This is a genomic window from Mycobacterium sp. ITM-2016-00316 (assembly GCF_002968335.2).
In the GTDB taxonomy this organism is placed as follows: domain Bacteria; phylum Actinomycetota; class Actinomycetes; order Mycobacteriales; family Mycobacteriaceae; genus Mycobacterium.
In genome coordinates this window covers 5,570,181-5,595,927 of record NZ_CP134398.1, presented here as the reverse complement: position 1 = coordinate 5,595,927, position 25,747 = coordinate 5,570,181, and the positions used below count along the sequence as shown (strand labels likewise).

The following is a 25,747-nucleotide window of genomic DNA, read 5'->3' as shown; positions in this document are numbered from 1 at the left end:
GGCTACGGCCCGATGCGGATCTCACCGGGCGAGTACAGCCCGGAGTGCGTGGAACTTCCCAGCTCGAGCCGGGCCGGTTCGGCGTCGACGATGGTGTCGAAGCGCCGCAACGATCCCCAGTCTTGGCCCCAGTCATCGGACAGGTAGGTCGACATCACCGACGCCCGCAGCAGCAGATCGGTGATGCCGAGCAGTCCGCCCTCCAGGCCGTTCTGCCAGGTGTCCGTGCTCTGCAGCTTGGCGAAATAGTCCGGTGAGATACGGAACTTCGGTACCTCGGTCACCCCGTTGGCGTGCAGCATCGGCTGCTGGCAGGGGAAGGCCAGACCGACCGCCCAGTCCAGCAGCACGGGCTGCTGGGAGCCGATGTACTCCTGGACCGAGCGCACCTCGGGCACCCGTGGCGGGGTCACCGCGACCCAATCACCTTGGCTCAGCGACAGATCCTCCGCGACCACGCGAATCGCGATCGCATCGGCCGGGATCTGCTCACGCGGGTAACGCAGGTTGCGCCACGACGGAGTCGGGCCGATGTCGTACGGGCTGACGCGCCCGGCGGGCACCGGGGCGCCGTCCGGACCGGCGACCGCGTACTCCAGTTCCACGGTCTGCCCGGAGATCTCACCCTTGGCGACGTTGACGCCGGAGATGGTGCCTGCGGCGGTGACGGTGACCAACGGGTGCGCGTCATCGGCGGGGGGCAGCTCGTACCAGGCCGAGGCCAGCCGGCTTTCCTGTTGTGCCCCGGTCGAATACGTCCCGGCGACCGGTACGCGCGCGGGGTCCAGTCCGTACGGCAACGGCACCCGAGACCCGTTGACACCGGGCCGCGGCAGCCGGATCGGCCGGTTCCAGTCGTAGTCGGTACCGGGCTGCGGATTGTTCAGCCGGATGGCCTCGGCGATGATCCGGTCCGGAATTCCGTCGGGGGAGAAGCCGGGCGCGCCGGCCCCGCCCAGCGGTCCCAACGGACCGTAATCACCGGGCAGCGCCCGCAGGAAGCCCTCATTGGAGTCGGGTTCGACCAGCACGTCGTCGGCCATGCCGCAGCCACCGGCGAGGGCGCGCACGTTGGCCCAACCGTTGGAGTAGGTCGGGTACTGGCGGACCATGCCGATGGCCATCGACGCCACGAACACCACGACCATGAAGCCGGCGGCGATCGGAATCGGTGCGGCGGTGAGCCGATCGACCACATGGGACTCCCCGCCCCCCGACACGTGCAACCAGAACGCCCACAGCGCCGCGATCACGAACAGCACGAAGAACATCGTGCTGACCGTCACCCCGCCGATCGCCGGCACCGCGGTGTTGAACGGGACGCCGAAGTTCGAGACGTACCACCATCCGTTGACCGAGGCGAAACACAGGGCCAGCACGAAGAACACCAGCGACAGGAACGCCATCCGGTTGCGTGCCGACCGCAGCACCGCCGGTGACACCATCACCGTGGCCAGCGCGGCCATCGCGCCCGCCACCGCGGCGAACAGGCCGAAGTGGTGAATCCACTTGGTAGGGGTGAACATCAAGAAGAAGATCGTGGCGAAGATGATGCCCATCAACCGCCAGGCCGGGCCGCGCGCGATCCCGGCGATCCGCTTGCGGCGCAACATCATGAACAGCGCCGGGAACAGGCACATGACGCTGAACAGGAACGCGAACCGGCGCGAGATGGCGCCGTCGACCGTGGGCAGGACCAGGTAGTAGTACCGCAGAACCTCGGTGTACCACGCCTGGCTGGGTCCGATCGCGGTGCGGATCCTGGTGGCCTCCAGCACCGTGGCCAGCGTCTGATCGGCGAACACGACCGCCAGGATCACCGTGCCCGACGCCAGCAGCGGCGCCAGCAGCGGCCAGGTGCCGACGGTGAGACGCCTTCGCATGATGATGCGCAAGATGGGGCGGCCACCGGCCACCAGCGCGGCCACCGCGATCAGGCCGGTCGGCTGGATGCCCAGAGTGAAGGCCGCCGAGACGATGGCCAGCGCAGCCGGTGTCAGCCGCCCGGAAGTGACTGCGCGTTCGATCAGTACATAGGTGATCAGCGCGCCGGTGGCGATCTGGCCCTCCGGGCGCAGCCCGTTGTTGAAAGGCATCCAGGCGCCCAGCAGTACCAGGCCGGCCGCCCACAGCGCCGGACGGCTGGCGACCACCGCGGGCCCCAGCCGGGGTAGTACCTCGCGGGACAGCAGCAGCCAGCACACCAGCGCACAGATCAGGTCGGGCAAGCGGATCCAGATGCTGGCGTCGCTCACCCGGGTCATCAGCGCCAGCACGTTGTAGTACCAGCCGAACGGGTCCTCGGGGCTGCCGAACCAGCGGAAGTAGTTGGCCATGTAGCCGCCGTGATCGGCGACCCGTGCCATCTGCAGGATGTAGCCGTCGTCCGAGGAGTTGGTGCCGATGACGTACCAGAGCGCGAAGCCGCCCACCACGACACCGTCGACCGGGGTCGCCGTCTTCCAGCGGGTGGGGATGAGCCGGTGCATGCGCCGCCCGTCGAGGCGGTCGAGCCGCCACAGCGCCAGCACCGCGATGATCGTCGAGAGGATCGCCAGCACGATCGCGGTGAGTTTCAGCGCGGTCGGATGCGTGGTGAACCGGGTGTCGATATCGGCCGTCAGCGACAGTCCTTGCGGCGCAGCGCCGGTCAGGTCGGTGAACACGCCGACGACGGCCGGCCGCAGATTGGGGTCGGGGAAACCGGTGCGCTGCGGGGTGCCGTCCTCCTGGGTCAGCCCGACGAACTCGGCGTAGGTGCCATCGTGGTCGGAGATGATCCGCAGGTCGGAACAGTCTGCCGCCCGGTCGCGTTCGACGCTGGCCACCACCACATTGCGCACGATGACGTCGACCCGGCCCGGGCCGTCCGCGCTCGACTCGGTGACGTTGACCAGCATCGCGTTCAGCGCCGCGTCCCGGCCCTCGGCGGGCGCGGTGCCCAGCACCAGCCCGCCCTCGGCGGGCATGTCCCGGATCACCGAGCATGGCACCGTGGCGGTCAGGGTCACCGGGGCCTGCGAGATCAGCGGAGCGGTGACATTCGAGAGCTGGCCCGCCTGAGGCCAATTCAGGGTCGCGGTGGTCTGGGTGACCGGCAGCAGCGGCACGGCGACCGCCATCACGAAGCCGAGCAGGCCGGCGATGGTGGCGACCCAGCGGGCGATCTTCACGTCGCTCAGAGCCTTCGGTTCGTTCACAGGTTCACTCACGGCAGGGCCCTGATCGGTCCGCCGCGACTCCAGCCGAACACGTTTGCAGTCCCTTCTTCGATGACGGCGTCGGGCGCGATATCGCGTGGCACCACCCGGATGTAACGCTCGATCGAACCCCAGTCGCGGTACCAGTCGTCACGCAGATACGTCGGGATGGTCGAGGTCCGCAGCAGTGCCTGGATGAACAGGAACGGTCCTCCGTCGTCGGCGGACTGCCACTGGTTCGAGGATGCCACCATCTGCTTGAAGTTCGGAATGATCCGGTAATCCGGCAGTTCGGCGACACCGAGACGTTCGGCGAAGGGCCGCTGGCAGGGGAAGTTGGCCGCGGTGGCGATATCCATCAGCACCGGGGTCTGCGTGCCGAGGTACTCCTGCGCGGTCTGCAGGACCGGTACCCGCGGCGGGGTGAAGCCGAACCACTGGTCCTCGGACAGGTTCGGGTCATCGGCGACGATGCGGGCCACGTTGGCCTCCGGCGGAGCCGAGGCGAGCGGGAAACGCAGGTTGCGCCATGCCTTCTGGTAGAAGGTGTCGATCGGCTGCACCTCGGACAGGGCCTGGTAGCTGCCGTCTGGCCGGTGCACACCCCACTGCAGTTTCAGCGATTGGCCGTAGTTGAAGGAGCCGTCCTCCTCGTAGAACCAGATCGCGCCCACCGCGGCGACGGTCACCAGCGGACGGTCCGGGGTGCGGGGCGGCAGCTGGTACCAGGCCGAGGTGGCCTTGGCCGCCAGGGTGTTCTCGTCGAAACTGCCCATCACCGGAGTGGTTTCCGGGTCCAGCCCGAACGGAAGGTACACCCGGGATCCGTTGACGCCCTCGGGGCCGTAACCGCCGCCGGTGCCCGCCGCGTAGCCGACGCCGACATTCGGCTTGTCGACCGGGCCGTCCGAGTTCGGGGTGCCGGGATTGGCGGCCACGGGTTCGGGCGGCTCCAGGGTGTCGCTGACACCGTTGGGGGTGAACCCGATGGGCTTCTCGCCGCCCAGCGGGCCGTACTCACCGAAGCGCTGCCCCGGAACCGGTTGCAGCAGTCCGGCATTGGTATCGGCCTCCACCAGCACGGCGTCGGCCATGGCGCAGCTGTTCCCCGAAGACCCGGTCAGGCCGAGGGCCGCCAGGTTGGCCGAGCCGGTGGTGTAGACGGGGTAGCGGCTCGCGGTGGCCTTGAGCATCGAGCCCAGCTCCAGGACGACCATGATGACCGCGACGACCAGCAGCGGGGTGGACGCCAGCGCCCGGTTGCGGCCGGTGTCGGCGACCTCGGTGTGCCCGGCGTAGTCGATACGGAAGTGCAGCCAGGCCGTCAGCAGGCCACCGGCGATCGCCAGCACCAGGAAGATCGTGGTCACCGGGAAGCCGACGATGACGGGCTGCTTGTCGAACCACGGCACCCCGTAGTTGCCGGTGTAGAAGAAGCCGTTGAGACCCGAGGTGGCCCACGCCAGCACGAACAGCAGCGCGGTCACGTACAGCGCGAGGTTGCGCCGACTGTGCAGGCCGACCCGGGCCAGTGCGAATGCCGTCACACCGCCGAGCGCGCCCGCCAGCCCGGCGAACGCACCGAACTGGATGGCCCACTTGGTCGGGGTGAACGTCAGCAGCAGCAGTCCGATGCCGGTGCTGCCGATCAGCCGCCACACCGGCCCGTTCATCGCGCCGGGCACGGTGCCGCGGCGCAGCATCACCATCAGCAGACCGAACAGGCACAGCAGCAGGATCAGTATCGCGAACCGGCGGGTCAGCGAACCGTCGACGCTGTCCTCGACGGTCAGGTAGTAGTAGCGCAGGAACTCCTGGTACCAGGGGACGGTCGGGCCCACCACGTACTTGATGCGCGCCGACTCCGCCACCGTGGCCAGCGTCTGGTCGCGGAACACGATCACGAAGATCAGCGATGCGGCGCCGGCCAGCGGTGCCAGCTGGGCCGCCAGCCCCAGGGCGGGGCGGCGTTCGGCGACGACGCTGGTGATCGCCCGGGCGCCGACGAGCAGCGGCGCCAGCGCGATCAGACCCTGCGGTGCAAGCGTCACGCAGAACACCGCGACGACGATCGCGGCCGCGGTCGGCCACAGCCGGCGGCGGCCCACCGACAGTTCCACCAGCACCCAGATGAGGACCACACCGAACGCGATCAGCGGTTCGGGGCGCAGACCGTTGTTGAACGGCAGCCAGGCGGCCAGGAACACCGCGCCCGCGGTCCACACGGCGGCCCGGTTGCGGGCCAACCGGTTCCCCAGCCGAGGCAGCACGATGTGGCTCAGCAGCAGCCAGGTGCCGATCGCGGCGGCGGTGGCGGGCAGCCGCATCCAGACCCCGGCCGTGCTGATCGAGGCCAGTTGCGCGAGCACGCTCTGGTACCAGTCGAACGGGGCTTCCGAGGCGCCGAAATAGCGGTAGTAGTTGGCGATGTACCCGGCCTCCCCGGACACCCGGGCCATGGTCAGGTTGTAACCGTCATCTGAGGTCGGCGGCCCGACGATGTGCCAGACCAGCAGTCCGCCCACCACGCCGGCGTCGGCGAGCCACACCGACAGACCTGTGCGGCGCCGATTGCCCGGCGGTGCGCGCCGACCGGCGGTGCGGTCCAGCAGCGCCAGCGCGACGATGGACGCCAGCACCGCGGCCACGCCGAGCACCATCACCGCGGTCTTCAGCGCGGTCGGCGAGGTGATGAAGCGGGTGTCGATGTCGACGCGCGCGGTCAGGCCGGCATCCGGTCCGACACGCAGGTCGGTGAAGATGCCCGCCACCTGCGGGCGCTTGTCGAGACCGAGAGTGCCGGTGGCGCCGGGGATGCCGACGAAATCCGCCCCGACGGCGCCGACATCGGCCCAGATCCGGAGCTCACTGCAGGCGCCGGAGTCGACGGCATCGCGCGGTGCGACCGCCGCGACGGTGTCCCGGAACGCGACGTAGACGACGTCGGCATTGGCATTGACGAACAGGCCGTTGCGCCCGGCGTCGATACCGGCGGGCGGGATCGTCGAGAACACCAGTCCGCCGTCGGCGGGCAGGCTGGCGACCGTCCGGCACGGGATGGTCACGTCCAGCGATCTGGGCGCGCCCGAGACCAGCGGCGCGGTGATATCGCCGACGAAGCCGTCGGCGTTCGCGGACTGGGGCCACTGGATCGCTGCGGTGCTCTGCCGCACCGGCAGCAGCGGGGCAAGGGCGCAGAGCAGAAAGCCGACAAGGCCCGTGATGACGGCGAGAAGGCGGACTTTCCTATCGGGCACGAGGTTCAAGGTTAGGCGACAGCCGGCCCGGGACCGCCGGACGACCCGCGCTAGGCCCTATCGGGTTGCAGGGCCGCCAACCGGATATCGCCGCCGTAGTGCGCCAATACCCGGCGATCCATCACCCGGCGCCACAGCGGCGGGCACCAGGCCAGCACCAGCATGCTGCCGTAACCGGTGGGCAACTGCGGAGCCTGATCGCAGTGCTGCAGCGTCTGATAGCGCTTCTGCGGGTTGGCGTGGTGATCGGAGTGCCGCTGCAGGTGATACAGGAACACGTTGGCGATCAGCGTGTCGCTGTTCCAGCTGTGCCGCTGTCCCACCCGCTCGTAGCGGCCGTCAGCCAGTCGCTGCCGGCGCAGGCCGTAGTGCTCAGATAGTTCACCGTCTCCAGCAGGCAGACGCCGATGATTGCCTGCCCGAGCAGCCACGGAATGATGACGGCGCCGAACCAGGCGACCAGGCCCGCGAAAATGGCCGCCGATAGCAGCCAGGCGTTCAGGATGTCGTTGCGCAGTGACCACCGGGACTTGCCGGCCTTGGCGAGTCGCGCGCCCTCCAGCTGCCATGCCGAGCGCAGCCCGCCCAGCACCGAACGCGGAATGAAGTGATAGACGCTCTCACCGAGGCGCGCGCTGGCGGGATCTTCCACCGTCGCCACCCGCAGGTGGTGGCCGCGGTTGTGTTCGACGAAGAAATGACCGTAGCCAGTTTGCGCAAGGGCGATCTTGCTCAGTCGCTTTTCGGCGCTGGCGCGCCGGTGGCCCAATTCGTGGGCCGCGTTGATCGCAATCCCACCCACGATTCCGACGGTGACCATCAGACCGATCTTGTCGATCGTGCCCATGGTCAGCCAGCCACCGCCGCTCCACAGCCAGCACGCGAAGATCAGCGAAAGGTACTGGTTGGGCAGGTAAAGATAGTTGACCCAGCGATAGAAATTATCGTTTTCGAGATCTTCGAGTGTGCCGCTGGGGACGTGCGTTTCGTCGGCGCCAATTAGCTGGTCAAGCACCGGAATCACGACGAATGCCAGCATTGGGCCCACCCACCAGAACACCTGGAGACCGGTCAGCTGGACCATCAGCCACGCCAATCCGACCATCCCCGGGACGATGGCGCCGAGCATCCACAGATACCGTTTTACAGCCCGCCACGTGGGCGTTCTGCCGGTCTGCGCGTCGGTCACTTCGTATCCTTGCCGGGGGATGGAGAGAACTAGTTGCTGGTGCCTATTTAACCTGGTTGCGCGAGCAGTGCAAACACGGAGCCATAACGAATGATGATTTTGCTGTGAGGTGGGTGTAGGGGTGCTCAAGATCAAAGTGACGCGACGGCGTTTTCTGGGTGCCGCGGCGGGTCTGGCGGCCGGTGCGGTCGGGGTGGGGGCCTGTTCGTCGAACCGGCCCGAGGAACGTCCGGCGGGGCGCGCGTTCCACCAGGCCATCGTGGTGGGCAGTGGCTACGGCGGCGGTGTCAGCGCGCTGCGCCTCGGCGAGGCGGGGGTGGACACCCTCATCCTGGAGCGGGGGCGGCTCTGGGACACCCCCGATGAGGACGGGAAGCGGTTCACCAAGATGTTGCCGGCGGACACCCGCGCCGGCTGGTTCCGCGATGTCCCGCCGAGTCTGGTGCCGTCGTTCATGGGCGTGTCGGTGAACGCGGTGGCGGCACAGAATCCGGGATCCCAGCCGATCCAGGCCGGGATCTGCGACAAGGTCACCTTCGGTGCCCACGATGTGTTCCGCGGGATCGCCGTCGGAGGCGGCTCCATGGTCAACGCTGCCATCGCCGCCGTGCCGACACCCGAGCAGGCGCGGGCCGCCTTCCCGGACATCGACCCGAACGAATTCCTGGGCACCTATGTCGAGCGGGCCAGGAACGCGCTGCAGATCAGCTACCGGGACATGGGTTGGTTCGAGCAGACCCCGTACTTCCAGTACGCCCGGGTCGGCCGCGCCTACGCCGAGGCGGCCGGGTACGGCGTCGACATCAACGGCAGCGCCTACTCGTTCGACTACATGATGCGTGAGGCCGCCGGTGAGGTGCCGCTCTCGGCGCTGGACTGGGAGTGCCAGTACGGCAACAATCACGGCCGCCTCGGCAGCGTCGACCAGACCTATGTCGCGGCGGCGCTGAAGACCGGGAACGTACAACTGCGACCGCTCACCGAGGTGACCGGTATCCGTCAGGAACACTCGGGTGAGTACGTGGTGTCCATCCGCGAGATCGACCGCTGGGGCAAGGAGGTGGCCCGTGATGAGATCGGTTGCGAGCAGCTCTATCTGGCCGCGGGTGTGCTTGGCACGACGCACCTGCTGTTACGCGCACGGGAGAACGGGGATCTGGCCAACCTGCACGATGAGGTCGGCAACGGCTACGGCAACAACGGTGACATCATGGTTTCGCACAACACCGCCGAACCGGTGGGCACCCAGCAGTCGCTGCTCGGCATGATCAACCTGGACGGTCGTGCCGACCCGGACAATCCGGTGTACGCCAGCATGTTCTCGCTGCCGCTGCCGCTGGAGACGAATGCGCTGGGTTACTACGCCATGGTGCGCACCGGTGACCGGGCGACGATCAGCTATGACCGGCAGTCGGACTCCATCGGCATCGACTGGCCGCAGGGGCACACCGACCATTTGATCGAGCGTGCGCGGCTGGTGTTCGACCGGGTGACCCAGGCCAACGGGGTCGACTACCGCGACGATCTGTTCGAAGGAAAGGCGTTCGCGCCCAACACCGTCCACCCGCTGGGTGGTTGTGTGCGTGGGGCGGCGACCGACCTGTTCGGGCGCGTGAACGGTCACGAGAAGCTCTATGTCAACGACGCGTCGCTGGTCCCCGGCTACATCGGCTGCAACCCGTTCATGTCCATCACCGCACTGGCCGAGCGCAATATCGAGGCGATCCTGGCCGGGCGCCGCTAGCTGGTTGGGCGGGTCTACCTGATTTCAGTCTCGTCGTTGATCTGACTGCCCGGCTGACATGAGGTACGTCCGGACGCCCCGATTCGTACCTGGTGTCAGTCGAGAGGGCGACGGTGCCACGAGGCTGAAACCTGGTAGATCGCCGCTAGCTGGGCCGCAGGCTAGGACGGACGCAGGGCTGCCGGACTCCACAACCCGCTGCGGGTGGCGGTGCCGAGTTCCAGTTCCGCGGTCTTCGCGTTCGGGTAGAACTGCCGAAGTTGCTGCAGGGAACCCCAATCACGGAACCAGTCGCCCTCCAGGTACGTCGGCACCGGGATCGCGCGCAGCAGCAACTCGGTGATGCCCAGCGGCCCGCCACCCAGGTAGTCCATCACCGGCGAGTTGGCCTCGGCCCCGAACCGGTCCGGCAGGATGCGCCACTTGGGCACCTCGGTGACGCCGTAGCGGTGGAAGAACGGTCGCTGACACGGGAAGGCAAGTCCGACAAGCCAGTCCAGCATGACCGGATCGGTGGACCCGACGACATCCTGCAGGCTGCGCAATTCCGGGATGCGCGGCGGAGTGACGGCGATCCAGTGCTGGGGAGACAGGTCGTCATCGGAGGCCACCAGACGCACCCGGGTGGCCTGCTCGGGGATCGCGGACATCGGGGCGCGCAGATTGCGCCACGCGGGCACGGCCCCGACATCGGCGAAACCGATGGTCCCACCGGGCTTTCCGTCGGCGGCCTGCTCCTCGGTGGCCCACTGCACCAGGACCTCGCCGGCATCGAAGCGCCCGGCCGCCGACACCACCAACAGCGGACCGCGCTCACCACTCGGGGGCAGCCGGTACCAGGCCGAACGCAGCGTCGCAGGCGCCTGGGGCCCGGCCCGCCAACTGCCCAGCACCGGGGTACGGGCCGGGTCGAGGTTGTAGGGCAGGCGGGCCTGCGACCCGTTCACGCCGGCCGCGACGGTGGTACCGCCCTCGGTACCGGGCTCACTGCCGGACTCGTCGCTGCCCTCGGAGTCGGCGAAATTACTGGAGCCGGGCTGCTCGGACACCGAGTCCGCGGAGATGTCGGACGGAATCCCGTCGGGACGGAAATTCTGCGCGGTGCCCGCGCCCAGCGCCTCGCCGACCGGCTCGTCGATCGGGGTGAGCATCCCGACGTTCGGGTCCTGCTCGACCATCACATCGGTGGCCAGCCCACAGGTCTTGCCGCGCAACGCATCCAGATTGGAACGCCCGACCGACCACGCCGGGTACTGCGCCGCGACCGCCAGCGTCAGTGAGATCACCTGGAACAGCACCACCGCCCACGTCACGACGGCCAGCGGTGCGCCGGTGAACCGGGTCCAGGGCCGCTCCCGGTCCTCGCCGCCGGCGAAATGCAGCCAGGCCGCCACCAGCAGGGCCAGCACCGACAGACCCAGCAGCATCGTGGTGAACCCGAACTTCCACTCCGGGAACTCGTTCGACCACGGGACGCCGAAGTTCGACACGTACCACCAGCCGTTCACGGTGGCGAACGACAGAGCGGTCACGAACAACACCACGGCGGTGACCACGGTGCGGTTGCGTTTGGACGTCATGGCCGTCGCGGCGATGGCCACCGCTGCCAGCGCGCCCAACGAGCCCGCCAGGCCGGCGAACACACCGAAGTGATGCGTCCACTTGGTGGGGGTGAACATCAGCGACAGGAACGAGATGACGGTGATCCCGATCATGCGCTGGGCGGGTCCGATCGCGGTGCCGGGAATGCGCCCCTTGCGCAGCGTCATCGCCACCGCGATGGCCACGGCCAGCAGCAGGGTGAGCACCGCAAAACGCCGGGCCACCGAACCGTCGGGGCTGGTGGTGAACAACCGGGAGTAGCGGATGTGTTCGTCGAACCAGGCCAGGCTGGGCCCGATGGTGGACTTGAACGAGCTGGCCTGCAGCTCGCTGACCAACGTCTGGTCCCGGAAGATCAAGAAGACGGTGACGGTGCCCGCGGCGGCGATGGGCGCCAGCAGCGCGGCGTAGCCGAAGCGTGAGACATGGGCGGCCACAATCGTTCTCAGCGGGCCGACGGCGACCAGCAGCGCACCGACCGCGGCGATGCCGGTGGGCCCGGAGAACAGGGTCAGCGCCCCGATGATGATGGCCACCGCCACCGGCAGCAGCCGGCTGGTCGCCACGCCGCGCTCCACCGAGCACCAGGTCAGCAGGATGCCGACGGCGATGATCGGCTCGGGTCGCAGGCCGTTGTTCAGCGGCAGCCAGAACGCCAGGAACATCGCGGCCGCGGTCCAGGCCGCGGGCCGGCTCTTCTTGACCGCCGCCCCGAGCCGCGGGATCACCTCGCGGCTGATGATCCACCAGCAGGCCAGGCCCATCACCAGGGTGGGCAGCCGCACCCAGATGCTGGCGGTGGACACCTGGGCCCACAGCGCGAGCAGGTCGTAGTACCAGCCGAACGGCGCCTCCGGGGTGCCGAACCAGCGGTAGTAGTTGGCCATGTAGCCGGCGTGCTCGGAGACCCGGGCCATGGTCAGGATGTAGCCGTCGTCGGCGGTGTTGGCGCCGACGAAATGCCACCACACCAGCAGCGCGGCCACCAGTGCGTCGAGCTTGGTCAGCGACCACCAGCGCTGCGGCAGGAAACGGCGGTGCCGCATGCCGTCGGCGACGTCGAGGCGGTGCAGCGCGACCAGCGCCGCGATCGTCATCACCACACCCAGCACCATCACCAGCGTCTTGAGAAGCGTGGGCGAGCTGCTGTACCGGGTGTCGATGGTCGCGGAGAGTTCCAGGCCGGGCGGCGCCGGGCCGGCGAGGTCGGTGTACACGCCGACGATCTGCGGGCGGAAGTCGTAGCCGCCGCGTTCGCCGCGCAGCGGCTCACCCGGATTCTCGTCATCGGGCCCGGCGGTCAGGCCGACGAACTCGCCGGTCACCGTGTCCGCGTGCGCGGTGAACGTCAGTTCGCGGCAGGCCGGGCTGAGCACCTCACTCAGCGGTGCGCTGACCACCGGGGTGTTGCGCACGATGACCAGCAGCTCGTTGTTGACCCGCTCGATGAGCAGCCCGCGGTCGACGGCCTTGGGCGCCTGCTTGGGCACCGTGGACAACAGCACGTTGCGCGTACCGGTGAGTTCGGCGGCCGCGGCGCACGGGATGGTGATGTTCAGGTCGGTCGCGACATAGCCGATCAGCGGTGCGTCGACGCTGTCCAGCGTCCCGTTCTGCGGCCAGTTCAGCGTGGCGGTGGTCTCGGTGACGGGCAGGAACGGGGTGGCGATGGCCAGGATCGTCCCGAGCAACCCGGCGACGACAGCGACCAGTCTGGTGGTGCGGTGATTGGCCGGCGCGTCGTTCACGGAGCTAGATGCTAGTTGTCCGGCCATCAACCACCCGCCTGCGGTTTACGGATGGCCAGAACGAACGGACCGTCGGTGGACACGTCCCAGCGCGGATCATCGAACAGCGCCGCATTCAGCTCGACCTGATACCGCTTGACGTTCGGCTGATTCGGATAGACGTCGGTGGCCAGCCGCAGCGTGTAGCTGTCCGGACCGCCGCGGCGCATCAGGAACACCGTGGGTGCCTGCCAGGGCAGCTGGTCCAACGCGGTGATGAACTCCTCGGGCGTGCCGAGCAGCGCCCAGCTCTCGATGGCCGCCGAGCGGGCCTCGAACTGCGCCAACGGGTTTGCGTAGTGCGAGGTGAGGCCCTGGAAGCCGTAGTACGGGTAGTAGGACAGGAAGCTGTAGTCCGCGGTCATCACGACGGTCTCGGTGCGCGGCACGCCGGTCACCTGCAGAATCCGCTCGTCGAGTGCGCGGTAGTACTGCTCCGCGCCGGGCGGGCGCCGGTCGGCGCGCTCTCCGTAGCCGTCGGTGTCGGTGTAGGCGACGTTGATGTCGGCGCGCAGCACGTCGGGGATGTCCTGGCTGAAGGTGACCGCCCCGATGGCGCCGATGGTGGCGGCGATCGCCACCACGTGCCGGCCCGGGTGCTGGTAGCGGGCCATGACGGCCTGGGCCACCCAGATGAACCCGAAGGTGCCCGCGGCGGCCAGCAGCACCGACAGCGTGGGCTGCAGGCGGAAGGACAACAGGGTGGTGCCGACCAGCGTGGTCAGCATGGACAGCAGCGACCAGGCGTAGACGGCCAGCACCCCGATCGCCAGGCCGCCGGCGCGGGTCGAGGTGCGGGCATACACGACCAGCCAGATGGTGCCGAGCATGCACAGCGCGCCCAGCAGGGTGAAGTCCAGCATCGGGAAGGTCAGCTCGGCGCCGTCGATGGGCAGGTAGTGCTGGGCGGTGCCGGTGTCGGCGGGTTCCCCGCGGGCCGCGGCCAGCAGGTAGGGGCCCCAGGTGATGAGCGCCAGCGCGCCGGCGATGGCACCCATGACCGTCAGCCGGAGCAGCGGCGCGATGCTGCGCCGCGAGATTGCCAGCAGCAGCGCCATCAGGGTGACGGTGAACGCCGCATAGCCCAGCAGCAGGGTGTAGAACAGCGCGGCCATGCCGAGGAAGAGCCCGACGCCGATGACGGCGCCCCAGGGGGTTTTGTCGGTGCGCGTGAGCCCCGACCACGCCAGCACGAAGATCGGTGGCAGCAGCACGGTGATGACGGCGGCGTACGGCTCGGCCGACGTGTAGGCCAGCGTCACCGCCGCGGTGGCGGTGGACACCGCGAGCGCGATCTCGAAACGCAGCATCGCCGACCACAGCACCAGAGCGACCGCGATCGCGGCGGTGATCGAGATGATCGCCCACGGCTTGAACATCTCCCAGGCGGGCATGCCGGTCAGATCGGCGAGCCGACCGCCGATCCAGAACCAGCCCGCCGGATAGAACGGCGGCAGGTCGATGTAGGTCATATCGTGCAGTGCGGGACTGTCGGCCAGTCTGGTCAGGTACTCGGTGCGGAACTGCTGATCCACCGAGATGCCGAACAGGTACAGCCGGGTGGCGCCGAGCGGCATCGCCAGGGTGACCACCGAGAACGCCGACAGGAAGACCACCGCGGCGATCCGCGCCAGCAGGCGGCGGCCGTGGCGCCACAAAGCGCCGGCGGCGAAAATGCCGGCCAGGCAGGCGAACTGGCCCACTGTGGTGAGCGCGTGCAGCTGGTTGGACGAGTTGTAGGCGGGCCACTCGACGCGGGCGATCGCCACCAGGGCGACGACGGTGAGGAGCGCGGCCGTGACGGCCGCGGCCACCATCTGGCCGACGGTCCTGAGGATCATTTCCCGGGTCGCTTCGCTCTCCCCCTCCGGCGAACCATCAGAAGGGCAGCTTGCGGAAGATCGGCCGCGGGATGTGTCGCAGTACCGACATCAGCACCCGAACCTGGCCCGGTGCCCACACCAGGTCCTTACCCTTGGCCGCCGAGGTGACGGCCAGTTCGGCGACGTCCTCCTTGTCGACGGTGAAGGGTGCTTCCTTGGCGCCGGTGGCCTTCCAGTGCTCCAGCGTGGTGGTGGTGCGCACCTGGCCGGGGCGGATCACCAGCACCTTGACCCCGAACTCCCGCAGCGCCTCGCCGAGGCCGAGGTAGAAGCCGTCCAGGCCGGCCTTGGTCGAGCCGTACACGAAGTTGGAGCGGCGCACCCGCTCACCGGCCACCGAGGACATCGCGATGATCTGTCCGAAGCCCTGCGCCCGCAGCAACTCGGCGATCAGTACGCCGACCGATACCGCAGCGACGTAGTTGATCTGCGCGGTCAGTACCGCCTTGGCCTGGTTCTGCCACAGCTCCTCGGCGTCACCCAGAACCCCGAAGGCCACCACGGCGACGTCGACATCGCCGTTTGCCCAGGCCTTTTCGATGACGGCGGGATGGGATGCGGTGTCCAGGGCATCGAAGTCCAGGTACTCGACCGACTTGGCGCCGGCGGCCTGCAGCTGCGCGATCGCGGCGTCCTTCTTGGGGGCACCGGGCAGGTCGGCCAGGATGATCCGGGCTTTCGCATTGCGCAGGTACCGCTCGGCGATGGCCAAGGCGATCTCGGACGTTCCGCCCAGCAGCAGGATGGTCTGCGGGTTACCGGTGGCGTCGATCATGTGCAGGTATGGCCTTTCTGGAGCAATTCGAGGCTAGAGCAGTTCAAGACGACGGGCCATGTCCGAGGCGAAGACGCCTTGTGGATCCGCCTTGCGGCGCACAGCGATCCATTCGTCCACTCGGGGGTACATCTTGTGGAAGTTCTCCGCGCTGACCCGGGAATCCTTGGCGGTGTAGACACGTCCACCGAATTCCATGACGCGGCTGTCCAGTTCGTTGAGGAACTCGTTGACACCCGGCTTGTTCGGGAAGTCCATGGCCACGTTCCAGCCTGCCATCGGAAAGCTCAACGGTGCCTTGTTGCCCGGGCCGAACAGTTTGAACACATTCAGCGCCGAGTAATGGCCCTGAGTCTGGATCCACCGGATGATGGCCTTGAAGTCCTCCAGCGCGTTCGGCGGCACGAGGAACTGGTGCTGCGCGAAACCTGCTGGGCCGTAGGCTTTTTGCCAACCGGTGGTGATGTCGAGCATGTGGTAGAACTGGGTCAGATTGACGATCTTGTTCTGGTAGTTGCCGCTGACCCGGTAGAACGCCTCTCCGACCAGTCCCAGCGACAGCTTGTTCATCACACCGACGGGGAAAAGGTTGGGCACCGCAGGCAGTTTCGGTGCGGTGAACTGCAACGGGTTCGCGGCCAGCTTCGGCGGCAGCTGATCCAGCTTGGCCAGGCTGCCCCGGCTGACGGCCGCGCGGCCCAGCTTCGGCGGCGGGTTGATCAGGTCGAACCAGGCGCTGGAGTACGTGTAGTTGTCCTCGCTGCCATCCTGGTGCACCGCCACGGTTTCGTCGAGATCGGCGGTGGCGATACCGTCGGCGATGAAGTACGCGGTCTCGGTGCGGGTCATGGCGATCCGGGCGCGGATCACGATTCCGGTCAAGCCGTTTCCGCCGATCGTGGCCCAGAACAGCTGGTTGTCCGGGCCGTCCGGGGTGAGCGTGCGGACCTCGCCGTCGGCCATCAACAGGTCCAGCGACAGCACATGGTTGCCGAAGCTCCCGGCGCTGTGGTGGTTCTTGCCGTGGATGTCCGAGCCGATTGCGCCGCCGACGGTCACCTGCCGGGTGCCCGGGAGCACCGGGACCCAGAGACCGAACGGCAGCGCGGTCTTCATCAGCTGGTCGAGGCTGACCCCGGCGTCCACATCGGCGATCGCGGTCTCCGAGGACAGCGAGTGGATGCGGTTGAGCCGGGTCATGTCGACGACGATGCCGCCGCCGTTGCAGGCGTGGTCACCGTAGGACCGGCCCAGGCCGCGGGCCACGATGCCGCGCCGCAGGTAGGACGGACTGGCCGGTGAGGCATCGGCCACCTGCCGGACGGCGGCAGCGATCACCTCGACATCGGGGGTGGACAGCACCTGCGCCACGCTGGGCGCAGTCTGGCCGAACCCGGTGAGGGATCGGGGAGTCAGGGGAAGGTCGGTAGACATATCAGTGGCAGACGATACCGGTCGGGATACCGGAGCAGATTCACCTCAGCCGGAATATCACGGCCCTCTGCACCACGAAGTTGATCACCGTCGCGGTGCCCTGCGCGATGACGAATGCGGCCGGGACCTGCCACGACTGCCCGGCGAACTGCAGGTAGAACAGGTAATTGATGCCGACCTGAACGGCGTAGGTCAGCGCGTAGAGCGCCATCACCGCGAGGAACCGGGCCCGGCTGGGTGCGGCCTGGAAGGTCCAGCGCCGGTTGATCAGGTACGCGGTGGTGGTACCGGCGATGAAACTGAGCGTCTTGGCCACGTTGACGTGCAGACCGAGCTTCAGCAGCAGGATGTAGAGCCCGAAGTCGACGACCGCCGACAGACCACCGGTGACGATGAAACGGACCGCCTGGGTTTTGAGGCTCAGGGGAGCGTTATCCGGGGTGTCGGTCACGCGGGCAGCATACGGGGCGAGAATGGGCGGGTGACCGATCTGCTCGACGAGTGGCGTGCACTCCTCGCGCGCCACAGCGCGTCGCCGGATATCGCCGCCGTGGGCGCTGCGCTGCTGGCCCGCTGGTCCGAACCGCACCGCCGCTACCACGATGTGGCCCACCTGTTGGGTGTCCTGGCCGCCGTCGATGACCTGGCCGGATTCGCCGAGGATCCGGATGCGGTGCGGCTGGCGGCCTGGTATCACGACGCGGTCTATGCGGGCGCCCCCGATGACGAGGAGAACAGCGCGCGACTGGCCGAGACCGATCTGGGCAGCCTGGGGCTGCCTGCCGGACTGGTGGCCGAGGTGGCCCGGTTGGTGCGACTGACCGTCGAGCACGATCCGGGGCCCGCGGACCGCAACGGGCAGGTGCTCTCGGATGCGGACCTGGCGGTGCTGGCGCTGGCGCCCGAGGACTACCGCAGCAACACCGCCAAGGTGCGCGCCGAGTACAGCCACGTCTCCGATGACGACTTCCGGGCCGGGCGTGCCCGCGTCATCGAGGCGCTGCTGGCGGCTCCGGCGCTGTACCGCACAGCGGACGCGCGGCGGCTGTGGGAGGACGCGGCCCGGCGGAATCTGTCCTCGGAACTGCGCACCCTCAGCGACTGAGACCGTCCAGCACCCGGCACAACGCGTCGACCGCCGCGCCGAAGGCGTGGTCGGCCGGGGTGCCGAAGCTGACCACCACGCCGTCGGCGCCGGGGATATCGGGGCCGGCGTCGGGATGTCGCAGCAGCCGTAGCCCGGACAGGGCGATACCCGCTTCACCGGCGCGCCGCATCACCTCGGCCTCGGTGCCCTCGGGCAGCGTCAACTGCAGATGCAGACCCGCCGACAGTCCGCGGACGCCGACATCGTAGGGCTGCAGCGCTCGGGCAAGCAGATCGCGGCGGCGCCGATAGGTCGCGCGCATTCGGCGGATGTGCTTGTCGTAGGCGCCGTTTGCGATGAAGTCGGCCATGGTGAGCTGCGCCAGGGCGTTGACGTAGAACTGTTGGCCGCCCAGCGCCGCAACCACCTTGTCGACCAGTTCCGCGGGCAGCACCATCCAGCCCAGCCGCAGTACCGGGGACAGGCTCTTGCTGGCCGAACCCAGGTACACCACCCGATCCGGGTCGAGACCCTGCACGGAGCCGATGGGCTGGCGGTCGTAGCGGAACTCGCCGTCGTAATCGTCCTCGAGCAGGTACCCGTCGGTGCGATGTGCCCAGTCCAGCACTGCCTTTCGTCGGCCTGGGTGCAACGGGACGCCGTGCGGGAAATGATGCGCCGGGGTGAGCAGGGCGGCGGCGGCTTCGGTGCCCTCCAGGCCGGTGATCACCGCACCGTCGTCATCGACGTTGACGGGCAAGGTGCGCACGCCCTGGGCGGCCAGCGCCTCCCGGAACAGGTGCAGCCCGTAGGCCTCGACGGCGATGGGTTTGTCGGGGCCGCCCAGCACTCGGGCCAGGATCTCGACGGCGTGCCGGGTGCCCGCGCAGATGACGATGTCGTCCGGGCTGGTGCGTACACCGCGGACCCGTCCCAGGTACTCGGTGAGCGCAACCCGTAATTCGATGCGGCCCAACGGGTCACCCATTCGTAGTGCCTCGTTGGGTGCGGTGGTCAGCGCGCGTTTGGTCGACGCCAGCCAGGCGTTGCGGGGGAACTGGGAGACATCGGGGGAGCCCGGCATCAGATTGTGGGTCGGGATACCGGTGACACCGCGTGGCCGCGGTGGCAGTGGGTTGCCCCGCGAGTTGACCACCCAGGTACCCGCGCCCTGCCGCGACGCCAGCCAGCCCTCGGCGACCAGCTCGGCGTAGGCCTCGGCGACGGTGTTGCGGGCCAATCCGAGGTCGGTGGCCAGGCTGCGCGACGGCGGCAGCATCGCCGCGGGAGCCAGGCGGCCGGATCGGATGGTGGCCCGCAGGGCCTCGACCAGTGCGTCCCGTGCGCCGCGCGCACCGGGAACGATGGCCTGCCGCAGTTCCAGGTGCAGATCCCGGGCACCAGAATTGGCCCATGAAGTCACCGCAAAATTGAACCATGTAAGCGGGTCTTTGGCCGGATAGCGTTGGCGTCATGACACAGACATTGGAGAACCCCACCGCCCTGGACAGGCTCAACATCTACAAGGTGTCCCCGGAGCTCTACGACGCCATGATGAAGCTGTCCACCGCGTCGGCCAAGGATATCGACCCGGCCATCGGTGAGCTCATCAAGATCCGCGCCTCGCAGATCAACCACTGCGCGTTCTGCCTGGACATGCACGTCGCCGACGCGCGCAAGCAGGGCGAGACCGAGCAGCGGCTGGCGCTCATCGCGGCGTGGGAGGAGGCCGGCAACCTGTTCACCGAGCAGGAGCGGGCCGCCCTGGAACTCACCGAGGCCATCACCGAGCTGCACCACGGCCACGTCTCCGACGAGGTCTACGCCAAGGCCGCCGCGGTATTCAGTGAGAAAGAACTGGCGCAGGTGATCGCGATGGCCGTCACCATCAATGCATGGAACCGGTTCAACGTCGCCACCCGGATGCCGGCGCCCCGTCGCTAGTCGCCAAACTCCACCCACCGGATACCGACCCGCAGGCGCTGCGTGAACGCCTGCGGGTCGCTGTGCGGTGCCCGGAGCTGTTGTCCCCGGTCAGCACGGAACCCGAAGCGGTGGGCGATCGGTGGTTGACCCGTTGGCCGAGAATCGAGATGGTCGCGCAGGACCCGGTGGGGCTGCCATGGGCGCAGGCCGGCGCGTTGCTCGCCCGGCTGCATCGGGAACCGTTGGGTGACTTCGCAGTTCCACACGGTGCGCCCGCGCGGTTGGCTCGGGCGCTGGCCAGGCTGGACGCGGACCCGGTTGCCGATGTCATCCGCCGCGCGGCGGACCGCCTCGAGTTCCCCACCGGGCCGGTGCGCCTGGCCCACGGTGACTTTCATCTGGGGCAGCTCGGCCGCCACGGAGGGCGGTGGGTGCTCATCGATCTCGATGATCTGGGCGCCGGAGACGCGCGCTGGGATCTATCGCGGCCGGCGGGATTTTGGGCCGCGGGCATGGTGCCGGACGCCGACTGGCATGCCTTTCTGGACGGGTACCGCCGCGCCGGCGGACCGGCGCTGCCCGACGGCGATCCGTGGCCGGCGCTGGATCCCTTCGCCCGCGCCGCCGTGATCACCGCGGCGGCCAATCATCCCGATGATGAGCTGCTGGTTGCGGCCTGTGCGCGGATGAGCTGACCGGCACCGGAACAGAATTGTTCGATAGTTCGAACTTTCACTATGGGTAAGTGAAAACTATTGATACGTAACAGCTTTCACTGACGTGGGTTTGCGATACCGGCCGCGGTGTGTCAAGCTTGGAGCGCGAAGGGGAGTAGCCCCCAAATCGGTTGATCGACACACTGGCCCAGCGGTACCCGCGAAGCCCGGTCACCGAACCGGCATCTACGCCGGTGGGCGAGACCTTCGGCCGTAGTAGACCGTATTGGTTTCTGGCCGGAGGCATCTTTTTGATCCCCCTCGGAAGCCACTGATCGAGGGGTTGTCCGTGATCTCCGCGCTCCTGTTGAGCTTCGCAGTCATCTTCATCGCCGAGTTGGGTGACAAGACTCAGCTCGTGGCGATGACATTCGCGCTGCGCTACCGCTGGTGGGTCGTGCTTGGTGCGATCACCGCCGCGACGACGCTGGTGCACGTGCTCTCCGTTGCCATGGGTCACTACCTGGGTGCCGCCCTGCCCGGGCATCTGCTCGGCATCATCGCCGGCGCCATGTTCGTCTTCTTCGGACTGTGGACGCTGCGCGGGGACAGCCTCAGCGATGAGGAGAAGAGCCGGGTGCAGCGCGCGTCCGGTATCGCGTTCTTCGTGGTCACCTCGGCATTCTTCCTGGCCGAACTCGGTGACAAGACCATGCTCGCCACCATCACGCTGGCCGCCGACAACGACTGGCTGGGCGTCTGGATCGGATCGACGCTGGGCATGGTGGTCGCCGACGGCCTGGCGATCATCGTGGGCGCGGTGGCGGGTAAGCATCTTCCGGAGCGCGTCATCCAGCTCGGCGCGGCCGCGTTGTTCCTGTTGTTCGGCGTGTTCATGCTGCTGGAGAACGTGTTCGCGAGCATGCCGTTCTGGGCGGTCGCCATGGGCACCGCCGCCGTCCTGGCACTCTTCGCGCTGGGCCTGCGCGCCTTGCCGCAGCGGTACCGTCCCGCGGTGTTGAAGACGGCTCCGGCCGACGCCGAGCCGGCGGTCGCGCAGCCTTAGCTGGAGAAGAACAGCCGGCCGAAGCCCTGCTTGCGGTAGTGCTTGTTACCGCGATGGCCCCAGCCGGGTCCGAAGCCGGGGTCCGGGCCGTAACCCGATCCGTAGCCGTGTTGCGGCGGTGGCGGTGGAGCCGACTGTACGAACCGGTTCTCCATCTGGGTCAGCGACTCGAGCTCGCCGAAGTCCAGGAAGATCCCGCGGCAGGAGTCGCACTGCTCCAGATGGATGCCGTTGCGCTCATAGGTCTTCATCACCCCCGCACACTTCGGGCACAGCAGGGTGTTGCCCACACCGCCGGGAAAGGGGTTGGCGGGCTTCGGCGGCTCATATGGCGGAATGCTCATATGTGCACAACGCATGAACCGCCGCTGAAGTGCCGCGAGCTAGAAGGGCGGTGGGTTGGCCTCGATATCGGCGCGGTTCAGCGCCCGCTCATGCGCTATCCGGTAGGCGAGGTTCTGTGCGCGGGTGCGGGTGCGTTGGGGGGCGGCGAGTTCGCGATGCGGGCTCGGCGGCGGCATCGTGATCGGCCCCAGTTCAGCCGTGCGCACCGCGAACTGGGGGAAGAACAGGGCGCCGTCGGGTTTGGTGGTGTACACCCGGCCGTTGGGTGCGGTGATCGTGATGGTCCCGTCGGGATGCTGCTGATCGCGCCAACCCTGCGGGCCGCAGTGAAAAGTCTTGATCAAGTGATGGATCCGGCAATACAGCTTCGTGTTGGACGGATGGGTCGGCCCGTAGGGCCACGGCGTGGTGTGGTCGATATCGCAGCGCGCAACCGGGACGTTGCAGCCGGGCCAGCGACACGTCAGATCACGGCAGGCGATGAACTCGGCGAGCGTGCGTGATGGCTGGTAGCCGCGTTCGGTGCCCAGATCGGCCGCCGCCGGCACCGGCCGAACCTCGGCCCGCGGGGCCATCCTGCGGACCTGCTCGGCCGGAATCGGCCCATACCCGGGCAGCAGGGCCGGACGATCCGAGCGGCCCTCGACAGTGTCACGGTCACCATGCAGGTGAAGAACGATATGGCCGGTGGGTGCCTCGGTACAGGCGGCCGCGCAGGTGTCGTTGCCGCACTCACACGGCAACGCGGTCGCACCCAGGGCCGGTAGGTCGATGGCATCGGCACGGCGCTCATCGAAGGTGCGGGGGTCATCGGGGCAGGTGGTACGGGCCAGTTCATCGAGGCGCTGATCGAAGACCGCGCCCTTGGCGGCATCGACGCGGCCGTGGATCTCGACCATCCCGTCCCCGACGGGTTCGACCGTAATGGCGCGCGCACGCCGCGATGCGCGGGCGCGGCGCACGGCCTCGGGATCGATGTCGAGGACCATCCAGTCCACCAGTTCGGTGATGCGCTCATCCGAGCGCGCGTTCCATGCCGGTGCCGCCTGGGCCAGCTGCGTGTCGAGGACCGACAGGACGTCGGGATCGGTGATCAGGGCGGTGCGGTGCAGGATGACGCGCAGGACGCGAAGGTCCACGGTGCCGGTGGCCAAGATGTCGGCCAATCTTGGCAGCCGGGTGAGCAGGTCGCGGCCCTGGGTGATCAGGGTGCAGGCCCGGCCGCGGCTGATCCCGAGTTCGGCACCCAGTTCGGCGGCGGCCAGTTCCCAGTCATCGACGATGAGGTCCTCGAACGCGTGCCCCAGCTCGGCCATCCTGGCCAGCGCGAACCGGCCGGCCTCGATCACCTTGCAGGCCACGGCCATCCGCTCGGCGCGCAGCTGATCGCGCGCAGCATCGAGGTGAGCAGTAGCACCCCGATCTTCGAACATGTGTGCGATTCTACGTCGACCCACCGACACGTGAATCGAAGAACGTCTGCAGCGCTGCCGCCACCAGATCAGGCACGGTCGCGGTGGCGAAGTGGGACTGGTCGGGCCACGTCACTCGCTCGGCATGCGGCAACGCGGCGGCCAGCAGGTCCATGCCCTCAGGGAGTGGAGACCAGCTCTGTCCGCCCTGCATCAGCAGAACCGGCACACCGATGTCTGCCCACCGCGCGGTGTCGGTGCCATCGTCGGCCATCGCCTCCAGATCGGCGAGTGCGGCCATCGCCGCCACCGGATCGTCGGGAATCGGAGGCCCGTCCGCAAGCACCTCGGCCGGTATCCGGGCGGCCTCACGCAGGAACAGTTCTAGCGCGTCGGCGTATCGCACCGTGGTGAAAAGCCTTTGGTACTGCTCGATCACCGGCATCAGGTGTGCACCCGAGAGCAGTATCGGTGGCTCGAACAACGCCAGCGACGCGATCCGATCCGTGTTGGCCCGTGCGGCGTGCAGCGCCACCGTCGCGCCGTAGGATCCGCCCACCACATGGGCCGGGCCGACGGAGCCGAGCACCGTCTGCAGGTCGTCGGCCTCGACCGTGAAGCTGTTCGGCGCAGGGCCGACCCCGCTGGGTTGATGATTGCGCCGCGCGTAGCGCACCACCTGATAGCCCGTGAGCCGTGCGCCGATATCGGCCCACGACTCCAGGCCGCCGTTGGAACCGTGCACGAATACGACCGGAGGGCCCGAGCCCGTCACCTCGGCGACGAGTTCGGTGCCGTCCGGGGAAGTCAGTTCGATGCCCACGAGGGGCACGTTAAGCGATGGCGTCCCGGATCGATTGCCGGGCCACCGAAATGCGGGCCTCGACCGTGTCGCGCAGTTCGACGGCGGTGGCATTGAATTCGCTCCATTCGCGATCGATGGCGTCGCGGACGTCGCCACGGTGGCTGGCGGTGGTGGCCACCGCGAACGCCCCGTCCACGGCGCAGGACGCCAGTTCGCCCTGAGCGCGCACCAGCGCACCGGCCACTTCGGCCGCTCCGACGATCACGGCGTTCGGCAGTACCGCTTGGCGGCCGACGTACTCGCCGACGGCGGTGCGGATCCGGCTGCCCGCCGCGGCAACGGAATCCCCGACGGTGTCGCCGGTCTCACCGAAGGCGGCGGGCAGGGTGGCGCCACCGCGGACCGCGGCGATCACTCTGGCCGGGGACTCCACAACCGCGACGCCCGCATCGGTGGCGGCGCCCAAGAGCTCCTCGCTCAGGCCCTGGCCGGCGCCGAGTTGCCGTTCCAGTGCTTCGCGGATGGCGAGGGCGCGTCGGCGGATGTCGGCCTCCACCTCGGCGGCGTCGTCGACCACCGGGACGATCTCGGCATCGATGAAGCTGTCCGGGGCGGGGGCAGCGGTGTTCGCGGTGTTCTCAGGGGTGACGGTGTCGGTCATGAAAGGCCATTGAACGCGCTACATCCGACTCCCCGGTGGCATCCAGATGACCACCGGGTGACACCCGCGAATCCCTCAGACGGTATGCCGGCCCCGCGGGCTGGTATCGGCATAGGCCAGCGCCCAGTCCAGTGCATGGTCGGCGACCGCTTCCCACCCAGGGGCCGCGCAGGTCCAGTGGTCCCGGCCGGCGAACTCGTAATACTCGGTGACTGCAGGCGACTTGGCGTAATGCTTGGCATTGGACTTGTTGACCGAGGGCGGCATGATGTGGTCCTTTTCGCCGCCGATGAACAGCAGCGGTGCCCGGTCGGCCTGGTAATCGACCCAGGTCTCCTGGTGCCCGGGCTGGAAGTTCGCGATCAGCCCGTAGTGCCACACCCAACTGCCCGGCGCGGCAATGGCATAACGCTCCCAAGCCGCATCCGAGTCCTCCCGGGACAGCGTGTTGGTGAACGCGTAGTGGAACTCCTCCTGGGTGAATCCGACGGCCTTGTGAATGTTGGCCGGGTTCTTCAGCGCCGGGAACAACGACTTCACCTGGGAGAGCGGATTGACCCGGACCCCTTCCGTGGGTGCGGAGTCGACGACGACGGCAGCCGCGCCCAGCCCGCGGGCCAGCAACAGCTGGGTGAGGGTGCCGCCGAACGAATGCCCCATGATGATCGGCGGCACCTCGACGGATTCGATGACGCTCGCCAGGTGGTCGACGGTTTCGGGCACAGTCAGCTTGGCGATCACATCGGGGTTCTCGCGCAGTGCCTCGACCTCGATCTCGAAACCCGGGTACGCCGGTGTCAGCACCCGGTAACCCTTGGCTTCGTAGTGTGCTTTCCAGCCCTCCCAGCTTCGCGGTGTCATCCACAGTCCGTGGACGAGCACGATGGTGTCGCAGGGGGTGGCGTTCTCGCTCATGAT

At 68.2% G+C, this 25,747-nt stretch carries 18 protein-coding genes and 1 pseudogene; 5 read left to right on the top strand and 14 right to left on the bottom strand.

Translation table 11 applies throughout. The annotated features are described in order from the left end of the window. Positions 1 to 2 precede the first annotated feature (2 nt). From C6A86_RS27130 to C6A86_RS27120, 3 genes and pseudogenes are all read right to left on the bottom strand, one after another. The gene (locus C6A86_RS27130; protein ID WP_233213221.1) at positions 3 to 3,212 is read right to left on the bottom strand and encodes an arabinosyltransferase domain-containing protein; all 3,210 of its coding nucleotides are present in this window, start codon (positions 3,210 to 3,212) and stop codon (positions 3 to 5) included. Then, entirely contained in the window at positions 3,209 to 6,457 is a 3,249-nt protein-coding gene (locus tag C6A86_RS27125; RefSeq protein WP_105365848.1) for an arabinosyltransferase domain-containing protein, read from the bottom strand. The genes C6A86_RS27130 and C6A86_RS27125 overlap by 4 nt, the downstream gene beginning before the upstream one ends. Before the next feature lie 50 nt (positions 6,458 to 6,507). Further along, positions 6,508 to 7,586, bottom strand: a pseudogene (locus C6A86_RS27120) (alkane 1-monooxygenase). 181 nt (positions 7,587 to 7,767) lie between these two features. On the opposite strand from C6A86_RS27120, the gene C6A86_RS27115 reads away from it, so the two are divergent. Then, the gene (locus C6A86_RS27115; RefSeq protein WP_233213220.1) at positions 7,768 to 9,390 is read left to right on the top strand and encodes a GMC oxidoreductase; all 1,623 of its coding nucleotides are present in this window, start codon (positions 7,768 to 7,770) and stop codon (positions 9,388 to 9,390) included. Between the two features lie 161 nt (positions 9,391 to 9,551). On the opposite strand, the gene C6A86_RS27110 is transcribed toward C6A86_RS27115, so the two are convergent. From C6A86_RS27110 to C6A86_RS27090, 5 genes are read right to left on the bottom strand one after another with little or no spacing between them, the layout of a single operon-like run. Further along, on the bottom strand, positions 9,552 to 12,767 hold the full coding sequence (locus C6A86_RS27110; RefSeq protein WP_105365831.1) for an arabinosyltransferase domain-containing protein: 3,216 nt from the start codon (positions 12,765 to 12,767) through the stop codon (positions 9,552 to 9,554). After that, positions 12,767 to 14,620, bottom strand: coding sequence for a galactan 5-O-arabinofuranosyltransferase (locus tag C6A86_RS27105; protein WP_105365830.1), 1,854 nt, complete (start codon positions 14,618 to 14,620; stop codon positions 12,767 to 12,769). Before C6A86_RS27105 ends, C6A86_RS27110 begins: the two co-directional genes overlap by 1 nt. Before the next feature lie 37 nt (positions 14,621 to 14,657). Continuing rightward, positions 14,658 to 15,437 (bottom strand): decaprenylphospho-beta-D-erythro-pentofuranosid-2-ulose 2-reductase, encoded by a 780-nt coding sequence (locus C6A86_RS27100; RefSeq protein WP_105365829.1) that lies wholly within the window; start codon positions 15,435 to 15,437, stop codon positions 14,658 to 14,660. Between the two features lie 33 nt (positions 15,438 to 15,470). Then, on the bottom strand, positions 15,471 to 16,871 hold the full coding sequence (locus C6A86_RS27095) for an FAD-binding oxidoreductase (RefSeq protein WP_105365828.1): 1,401 nt from the start codon (positions 16,869 to 16,871) through the stop codon (positions 15,471 to 15,473). Between the two features lie 40 nt (positions 16,872 to 16,911). Next, the gene (locus tag C6A86_RS27090) at positions 16,912 to 17,322 is read right to left on the bottom strand and encodes a GtrA family protein (protein ID WP_105365827.1); all 411 of its coding nucleotides are present in this window, start codon (positions 17,320 to 17,322) and stop codon (positions 16,912 to 16,914) included. A gap of 30 nt (positions 17,323 to 17,352) precedes the next feature. Here C6A86_RS27090 and C6A86_RS27085 point away from each other — a divergent pair, with 30 nt between their 5' ends. Continuing rightward, the gene (locus C6A86_RS27085) at positions 17,353 to 17,976 is read left to right on the top strand and encodes an HD domain-containing protein (protein WP_105365826.1); all 624 of its coding nucleotides are present in this window, start codon (positions 17,353 to 17,355) and stop codon (positions 17,974 to 17,976) included. Here the strand turns inward: C6A86_RS27085 and C6A86_RS27080 are convergent. Beyond that, the gene (locus tag C6A86_RS27080) at positions 17,966 to 19,381 is read right to left on the bottom strand and encodes a PLP-dependent aminotransferase family protein (RefSeq protein WP_105365825.1); all 1,416 of its coding nucleotides are present in this window, start codon (positions 19,379 to 19,381) and stop codon (positions 17,966 to 17,968) included. The genes C6A86_RS27085 and C6A86_RS27080 overlap by 11 nt on opposite strands. Positions 19,382 to 19,431: 50 nt before the next feature. Here C6A86_RS27080 and C6A86_RS27075 point away from each other — a divergent pair, with 50 nt between their 5' ends. The 3 genes from C6A86_RS27075 (at position 19,432) to C6A86_RS27065 (ending at position 21,606) form a co-directional block, all read left to right on the top strand. After that, positions 19,432 to 19,902 carry a carboxymuconolactone decarboxylase family protein gene (locus C6A86_RS27075; protein ID WP_105365824.1) on the top strand — a complete coding sequence of 157 codons (471 nt, stop codon included), beginning with the start codon at positions 19,432 to 19,434 and terminating at the stop codon, positions 19,900 to 19,902. After that, positions 19,854 to 20,579, top strand: coding sequence for a phosphotransferase family protein (locus C6A86_RS27070; RefSeq protein ID WP_105365823.1), 726 nt, complete (start codon positions 19,854 to 19,856; stop codon positions 20,577 to 20,579). Before C6A86_RS27075 ends, C6A86_RS27070 begins: the two co-directional genes overlap by 49 nt. 310 nt (positions 20,580 to 20,889) lie before the next feature. Then, on the top strand, positions 20,890 to 21,606 hold the full coding sequence (locus C6A86_RS27065; RefSeq protein ID WP_105365822.1) for a TMEM165/GDT1 family protein: 717 nt from the start codon (positions 20,890 to 20,892) through the stop codon (positions 21,604 to 21,606). Here C6A86_RS27065 and C6A86_RS27060 read toward each other — a convergent pair. From C6A86_RS27060 to C6A86_RS27040, 5 genes are all read right to left on the bottom strand, one after another. After that, a complete protein-coding gene (locus C6A86_RS27060) occupies positions 21,603 to 21,950 on the bottom strand; it encodes a zf-TFIIB domain-containing protein (protein WP_199196403.1) in 348 nt (115 codons plus the stop codon). The two genes, C6A86_RS27065 and C6A86_RS27060, sit on opposite strands and share 4 nt — an antisense overlap. Positions 21,951 to 21,989: 39 nt before the next feature. Next, positions 21,990 to 23,384, bottom strand: coding sequence for a DUF222 domain-containing protein (locus C6A86_RS27055; protein WP_311100940.1), 1,395 nt, complete (start codon positions 23,382 to 23,384; stop codon positions 21,990 to 21,992). A 10-nt stretch (positions 23,385 to 23,394) separates the two neighbouring features. Next, positions 23,395 to 24,186, bottom strand: coding sequence for an alpha/beta fold hydrolase (locus C6A86_RS27050; protein ID WP_233213048.1), 792 nt, complete (start codon positions 24,184 to 24,186; stop codon positions 23,395 to 23,397). Between the two features lie 10 nt (positions 24,187 to 24,196). Beyond that, positions 24,197 to 24,829 (bottom strand): hypothetical protein, encoded by a 633-nt coding sequence (locus C6A86_RS27045; protein WP_105363904.1) that lies wholly within the window; start codon positions 24,827 to 24,829, stop codon positions 24,197 to 24,199. Positions 24,830 to 24,904: 75 nt separating this feature from the next. Further along, a complete protein-coding gene (locus C6A86_RS27040) occupies positions 24,905 to 25,744 on the bottom strand; it encodes an alpha/beta hydrolase (RefSeq protein ID WP_105363903.1) in 840 nt (279 codons plus the stop codon). Positions 25,745 to 25,747 lie beyond the last annotated feature (3 nt).